Below are 6,223 nucleotides of genomic sequence, written 5' to 3' on the forward strand. Positions count from 1 at the left end.
TGTTCGACGGCATTTGGCCGACAGCGCGCCGGCGGGCCGGTGGGCGCGTTCCGATGAGATCGGCAGAAGGAAGTAGCTGTGTACGGTCGAACCACCTTGATTCCCTTCTACCTCGTGGTGGATGTCTCGCAGTCGATGGACGGGCCGCGCCTGGACACGGCGAACCTCATTCTGCGGCGGATCGGGGAGGCGCTGGCGCACGATCCGGTCGCCGCGGCGCGGGTCCGGGTTGGTGTGATTGATTTTGCCGGTGGCAGCCGCACGGTACTTCCGCTCTGCGACCTGCTCGACACGGCGACGCTCCCGCGCCTGGCATGCCGTGATGACGGCACCCGGTATGCGCCCGCGTTCAACCTGCTGCGAGCCACCGTCGACCGCGACCGCCGTCAGCTGGAGGCCGACGGTTTTGCCGTGGGCCGGCCCGGGGTGTTCTTCCTCAGCGACGGCGAGCCCTTCGACGATCCCCCCGGCGCCTGGGAGGCGGCATTTGCGGCGCTGCTCAGGGAGTGCCAGAGCACACCGAACGTCATTCCCTGTGCCGTCGCCGACTCGAATCCAGAAATCATGCGGGCGCTGGCTCATCCGGCACCGACGGTGCCGTTGTTCATACAGAGCCGGTCAGCCAGTCCGGAAAGCGCGATAAAGAACCTGACTGAGATCATCGTACGGAGCGTCGTGGCTTCGGGCCACCAGGAGATGGTTGTGATTGATGAGACGGACGTCCATGCCCTTGACACGGTTATCGTCGATCCACCCGAGTCCTGGATCGATCCGGACAGCCGGTACTGAGCGGGCGGCATGAGATGGCAGGATGCCGCTGTCGCGCGGCAACAACTCGGCCGGGTCGAGCCACTGGGCCGCGGCGGCCAGGCGCGCATTTACCGGCTGCCCGATTTTGATCTCCCTGGGGTGGCTGTGCCACTCGTCTACAAGGAATATCATTCCGCCCTGGGGCGGGTGCCGCCCCAGGGCATGGCCAACATCATCGCATTGCGGCTGGCTTTGCCGGCGGAACAGCGTCTGTGGTTTGACACGCATCTGACCTGGCCGCTTCGCATCGTCGTCGACAACGGTGATGTCCCCGCCCGGGCGAGGGTGGCCGGGGTTGTGATGCGGCTCATACCCGATGCGTTCTTCCAGCTGTTCCCGACACCGGCGGGGCGGCCGGAGCGCCAGCCGAACGAGGCGCGATCGCTGTTCGTCGACCCCGCCCGGCTACGATCTATCGGCCTGCCGCTCCCGAGCCGCGCGCAGCGCTGGTGGCTGTGTCTGCGGCTGGCTTATCTCGTGGCGTTTCTGCACAATCAGGGCATTGTTTTCGGTGATATCTCCGCCCGTAACGTCCTGTACCGCCTGTGGCCGACTCCGGACGTGCTTCTGGTGGACTGTGACGCGGTGCGAAAGGTCGGCAACGCGCCGGTCGTCGATCAGGGGCACACGCCGGACTTCTTTCCCCCCGCGGCGCATGAGCCCCAGTCGATCAGTTCCGATCTGTTCAAGCTCGGCCTGTTCATCGTCCGTGCCCTCGTGCCCGGCCGAATGGTCACCGCCGATGACGCCGTGGCCGCCGCCGGCGGTGTGCTGGACCGGACCGGCGTCGACCTGCTGCGGGCCAGCGTCTCCGGCGACCCGCAAGCCCGTCCCGCCGCGCTTGTCTGGTACCGGTACCTGCGATCCGGCGCGGGCTCGCATCCCACGACAGCGCCACTTGAGGACTGACTCGCCCGGCATGGGTGTGGCTCATTTTAGTCAACGGTGTTGACGGCGTTGGGCGTGCTATTTGATCTTTATTCTGACCGGCCGGCAGTGATATACCCATCATCCTGGGAGATCGAACGCCGTACCTGGAGCATGCCTTGTCCCACGATGCGAGAGGATCGCCGTATGGATGTTGGAGATCGGGTTGGGGATCTGTCGGGGACCGACGAGACAGGTGCGGTGCTGCGCCTGGCGGACCTGCTGGCCAAGGGCCGGTTGGTCGTCTTTTTCTATCCGGCGGCGATGAGCTACGGCTGTACCAGGGAAAGCTGCCATTTTCGCGATCTGGCGGACGAGTTCGCCGCGTTGGGCGCCGCTGTCATCGGGATCAGTGCCGACGATGTCACCCGGCAGGCCGCGTTCAGCGCGAAGCATTCTCTCGGTTTCCCGCTGGTCGCCGACACCAGCCGCGCACTTGCGCGGGCATTCGGTGTCCAGCGCAGGGCAGGGCCGAACAAGCGCGTCACCTTCGTCCTGCGGGCGGACGGCACGGTGCTTGCGCGCATCGGCTCCGAGCTGTCCATGAACCGGCATGCGGATGCCGCTCTGGATGCGCTGCGTGCCGACACCGCGTAGCTTTCAAGCCGCGGGCTCAGCGGTGGCGGTACGGGCGCTGGTGGCGGCTGTGGTGCGTAGGTTCAGTTCCCGCATGAAGAAGGAGAGCACGAAGGCGGCAAGCCCGATCGGGACCGTCCAGAGGTAGGCGTGGTCCATGCCATGGGTGAACGTGACGAGCGGTCCCGCATGGGGACCGTAGCGTTCGATGTCGCCGGCCACGTGCGAGCGCTGGTAGGCGATGATGATCGCGCCGAGGCTGGAGGCGCCCACCGCGCCGCCGAGCGTCCGCAGAAACGTAACGGCTGAGGTGGCGGTGCCGAGGTCCGCGATGTCGACACTGTTCTGCGTCGCCAGGACGGTGTTCTGGATGAACAGGCCCAGGCCGAAGCCGACGACGAACAGCATCGCGGACAGGAGCCAGCCGTTGGTGCCGACGCGGATGAGCGTGAGTAGGGCCATGCCCGCCGTCATGACCCCGGTGCCGGCGATGATGAAGATCTTGTAACGGCCCAGCTTGGTGACCAGCCGCCCGGAACCGACCGAGGTGATGAGCATCCCGGCGAGCAGCGGCAGTAGCCGCAGGCCCGACAGGGTGGGGCTGCTGCCGCGCACCAGCTGCAGGTACTGCGGCATGAAGATGATCGCGCCGAACATGATCGCGCCGGTGATGAGGGACAGCGTGCTGGTCACGCGGAAAACCGCGTTGCCGAACAGCCGCGGCGGCAGTATCGGCTCAGCGGCCCGCTTCTCCCAACCGGCGAACCCGACGATGAGGGCAAGCCCGGCGATGGCCACGATGAAGATTGTTTGTGTTATCCGAGCCTGTTGGCCGGCATCCTGCACGGCGATGAGAAACAGCGATACTCCGCCGACGAGCAGGAGGGCGCCGAAAATGTCCAGGCGGGCCGTGCGCCGCGCATAGTCGATTGTCAGCACTCTGCGTATGACGATGAGCGCAACGATGCCGACGGGGATGTTGACGTAGAACACCCACCGCCAGGAGGCCTGGTCGACGAGGAAGCCGCCGATCAGCGGGCCGAGGATGCTGGAGGCGGCGAACATCGCTCCGAAATAACCCTGGTAGCGGCCTCGCTCGCGGGGGGAGATGACGTCGCCGACGATGGCGAGCGCCAGTGAGATCAGACCGCCGGCCCCCAGGCCCTGTACGCCTCGGAAGATGATTAGCTGGATCATGCTCTGGCTGAGCCCGGCCAGCGCTGATCCCAGCAGGAAGATGACGATGGCGATCTGAAAGATTTTTTTTCTGCCGTAAAGATCGCCCAGCTTGCCGTAGAGCGGAGTGCTCGCCGTCGAGGTCAGCAGGTAGGAGGTCACCACCCAGCTGTAGAGGTCGGGGCGGTGGAAGTCCTCGCTGATCCGGGTCAGCGCCGTGGAGATGATTGTCTGGTCGAGGACCGCGAGCAGCATGCCGAGCATCAGCCCGGACATGATGGTCATGATCTGCCGGTGCGAGTACGCGGCGACGGCCTCGTCCGGTCCCGGGGCGGATTGCGGGGACGGCGTCTCGATGGTGGTGGCAGTCAAGGAATGCTGACCTCCCGGTAGAGGTGAGACGCCTGCGGGCGTCGCGCGGGCGATGCCTCGTGAGTATCTGTCATCCAGGCGATGAGGCGACCGCGGTGCGTGAAAAATTTGTTGCTGTATACAACTTTACCATAGGGGGCGCCGCTGAGGGTTTCTTGATCAAAAGTGTCTTTGATCAAATTCTGGTGATCGGCCCCGGTGGCGCGGGCCGCGTTGATATGATCATCATGGTGTTTCGGTAACGGATGAGTAACGGAGAGCGGTTCTAGTGGCACCCGCCTGACCGTCGGCTCACCCGTCCAGCACCACCCGTCCAGCACCGCTGGTCCGGCCGGAATCCACCCATCGGTGCACATGGAGGCTTGTCATGGTCGCGACCACCCACCACACGACGCTCATCATCGGCGGTGGCAGCGCCGGGGTTTCCGTGGCGGCTCGACTACGGCGTGCCGGTATCACCGACGTCGGTCTTGTCGAGCCAGCCGACACCCACTGCTACCAGCCACTGTGGACGCTCGTCGGGGGTGGGTGCGCGCCCCTCGCGAGCAGCGTCCGCCCCCAGGCCTGCGTCATGCCCGCTGGCGTCGCATGGGTCCGGGACCGCGCCGAGACGATCGACACCGACAACCAGGTCGTGACCACTGCTGGCGGTACCCGGATCGGCTATGAATATCTTGTCGTCTGCCCGGGAATCCAGCTCGACTGGACGGCGATCCCCGGCATGGGGGAGGCGGTCACCACCCCGTGGGTGTCAAGCAACTACACCTATGAGCTCGCGCCGAAGACCTGGGAGATAATCCGCTCACTGCGTTCGGGCACCGCTGTGTTCACCATGCCCGCCGGGCCGATCAAGTGCGGCGGCGCGCCCCAGAAGATCGCTTATCTGGCCTGTGACTACTGGCGTCAGCAGGGTGTTCTCGACGACATCCGGGTCGTGCTCGTGCTGCCCACCCCCAGCCTGTTTGGTATCCGGGAGTTCGCGGACGTGTTGGCGAAGGTCGCGGCCCGCTATCGCATCGAGGTCCGGGTCAGCAGCGAGCTCATCGAGGTCGACCCGGATGCGCGCCGTGCTGTCGTCATCGACCGTGTCACTGGCGCCACCGACGACATCGGTTACGACCTGATGCACCTCGTCCCGCCGCAGAGCGCGCCAGACTGGATCAAGAAAAGCCCGTTGGCGGACCCGACTGATCCAGCTGGGTACGTCTGCGTGGACAAGCACACACTGCAACACACGCGTTACCCCAATGTGTTTTCCCTCGGGGACTCCAGCGGCTCGCCGAACGCCAAGACCGGAGCCGCGGTCCGCAAGCAGGCCCCTGTCGTGGTCGCGAACCTCCTGTCGGTCATGACCGGTCAGCCGGCCGCGCGACAGTATGACGGTTATGCTTCGTGTCCGCTGACCACCGCGCGGAACAAGATGCTGCTCGCGGAGTTCGACTACAGCATGCGGCCCCATCCGACCTTCCCGCCGCGCCTGGTCAACGCGCAGAAGGAACGTCGCGACATGTGGTACCTCAAGCGCTATGGCCTGCCGCTGATGTACTGGAACCTGCTGCTCAAAGGCCTCGCCTGAGAGCGTGTGTGAGATCGGGCTCTCGATCAGTGAGCCGGAATGACGATCGCACACGCGCTCTGAGAGCCTGCCTGCCTGACGACCCGCGCGGCGGGGCTCCCGTGAGGACCCCCGCCAGCCTGACCTGGCCAGGGATCCCCACGGGGGGTCGACTCTGTCGGGACTAGACCAGATCATCCCCGGGTGCGATGCCCGCAAGGAGCGCGCGGACCTCGGCTTCCTGATAGCGGCGGTGGCCGCCGAGGGTACGGATCGAGGTCAGTTTCCCAGCTTTGGCCCACCGGGTCACCGTCTTGGGGTCCACTCGGAACATGGTGGCCACCTCGGCAGGTGTCAGCAGCGGAGCGGATTGTGGTGTTCGTGTCGTTGCCACACAGCCTCCCATCACAGAACGTCGATGTGTAATATACACACGGTTCTTCCTTCGAGGGCAATTCGGGCATGGCACGTCGGGGTCATGTGGTGACTAGTCCGGGCGCGTCCACGGTGGGAAAACTACTCTCGGTAATTATTCGGTGGGATCAGCCGGGGGTATGCCTACCAAAGGTCACCATGCCGCTTCTTTTGGTCAGGCAAGGGGTCGTGAGGCCGGGCGTCCGGTAGCCGGTACTTTAGTGATGCCGGCGGTACCTTCCAGGTACTTCGGGCCGTCGGTGCGGGCCCGCCCGGATTCGGCTTTTATGGACTTTTCGTTTTTCGACCGGTCACCATGGGCACGGGTCAGCGCACTGGATGGGAGATAGATGGGCAGCGTGTCCGTAACGGGAGGCTCGATGGGTCGCGACG

General features: G+C 65.2%; 8 protein-coding genes. 5 read left to right on the top strand and 3 right to left on the bottom strand.

The annotated features are described in order from the left end of the window. The first annotated feature begins 78 nt into the window (after positions 1 to 78). From MJ783_RS11845 to MJ783_RS11855, 3 genes are all read left to right on the top strand, one after another. Positions 79 to 789 carry a VWA domain-containing protein gene (locus tag MJ783_RS11845; RefSeq protein WP_239310465.1) on the top strand — a complete coding sequence of 237 codons (711 nt, stop codon included), beginning with the start codon at positions 79 to 81 and terminating at the stop codon, positions 787 to 789. Positions 790 to 798: 9 nt separating this feature from the next. Then, positions 799 to 1,719 (top strand): hypothetical protein, encoded by a 921-nt coding sequence (locus MJ783_RS11850; protein WP_239310466.1) that lies wholly within the window; start codon positions 799 to 801, stop codon positions 1,717 to 1,719. Between the two features lie 165 nt (positions 1,720 to 1,884). After that, positions 1,885 to 2,334, top strand: a complete 450-nt coding sequence (locus tag MJ783_RS11855) for a peroxiredoxin (RefSeq protein ID WP_239310467.1) — start codon at positions 1,885 to 1,887, stop codon at positions 2,332 to 2,334. Positions 2,335 to 2,337: 3 nt separating this feature from the next. Here the strand turns inward: MJ783_RS11855 and MJ783_RS11860 are convergent, their stop codons facing one another. Beyond that, positions 2,338 to 3,861 carry an MDR family MFS transporter gene (locus MJ783_RS11860; RefSeq protein WP_239310468.1) on the bottom strand — a complete coding sequence of 508 codons (1,524 nt, stop codon included), beginning with the start codon at positions 3,859 to 3,861 and terminating at the stop codon, positions 2,338 to 2,340. A gap of 59 nt (positions 3,862 to 3,920) precedes the next feature. On the opposite strand from MJ783_RS11860, the gene MJ783_RS11865 reads away from it, so the two are divergent. Beyond that, on the top strand, positions 3,921 to 4,103 hold the full coding sequence (locus MJ783_RS11865) for a hypothetical protein (protein WP_239310469.1): 183 nt from the start codon (positions 3,921 to 3,923) through the stop codon (positions 4,101 to 4,103). 125 nt (positions 4,104 to 4,228) lie between these two features. Then, positions 4,229 to 5,437 carry an FAD/NAD(P)-binding oxidoreductase gene (locus MJ783_RS11870; protein ID WP_239310470.1) on the top strand — a complete coding sequence of 403 codons (1,209 nt, stop codon included), beginning with the start codon at positions 4,229 to 4,231 and terminating at the stop codon, positions 5,435 to 5,437. Between the two features lie 163 nt (positions 5,438 to 5,600). Here the strand turns inward: MJ783_RS11870 and MJ783_RS11875 are convergent, their stop codons facing one another. Together MJ783_RS11875 and MJ783_RS11880 are read right to left on the bottom strand one after the other, a co-directional pair. Then, positions 5,601 to 5,810, bottom strand: a complete 210-nt coding sequence (locus MJ783_RS11875) for a BldC family transcriptional regulator (RefSeq protein ID WP_239310471.1) — start codon at positions 5,808 to 5,810, stop codon at positions 5,601 to 5,603. A gap of 195 nt (positions 5,811 to 6,005) precedes the next feature. Beyond that, a partial coding sequence (locus tag MJ783_RS11880) for a hypothetical protein (RefSeq protein WP_239310472.1) occupies positions 6,006 to 6,223 on the bottom strand: 218 nt, incomplete at its 5' end.

This window comes from Protofrankia sp. Cj3, from assembly GCF_917627355.1.
In the GTDB taxonomy this organism is placed as follows: domain Bacteria; phylum Actinomycetota; class Actinomycetes; order Frankiales; family Frankiaceae; genus Protofrankia.

What these genes read in the sequence shown, in the direction of transcription:
- MJ783_RS11870 (WP_239310470.1), top strand. Translation starts at nt 4,229, where the DNA reads ATGGTCGCGACCACCCACCACACGACGCTCATCATCGGCGGTGGCAGC.
- MJ783_RS11855 (WP_239310467.1), top strand. Translation starts at nt 1,885, where the DNA reads ATGGATGTTGGAGATCGGGTTGGGGATCTGTCGGGGACCGACGAGACA.
- MJ783_RS11850 (WP_239310466.1), top strand. Translation starts at nt 799, where the DNA reads ATGAGATGGCAGGATGCCGCTGTCGCGCGGCAACAACTCGGCCGGGTC.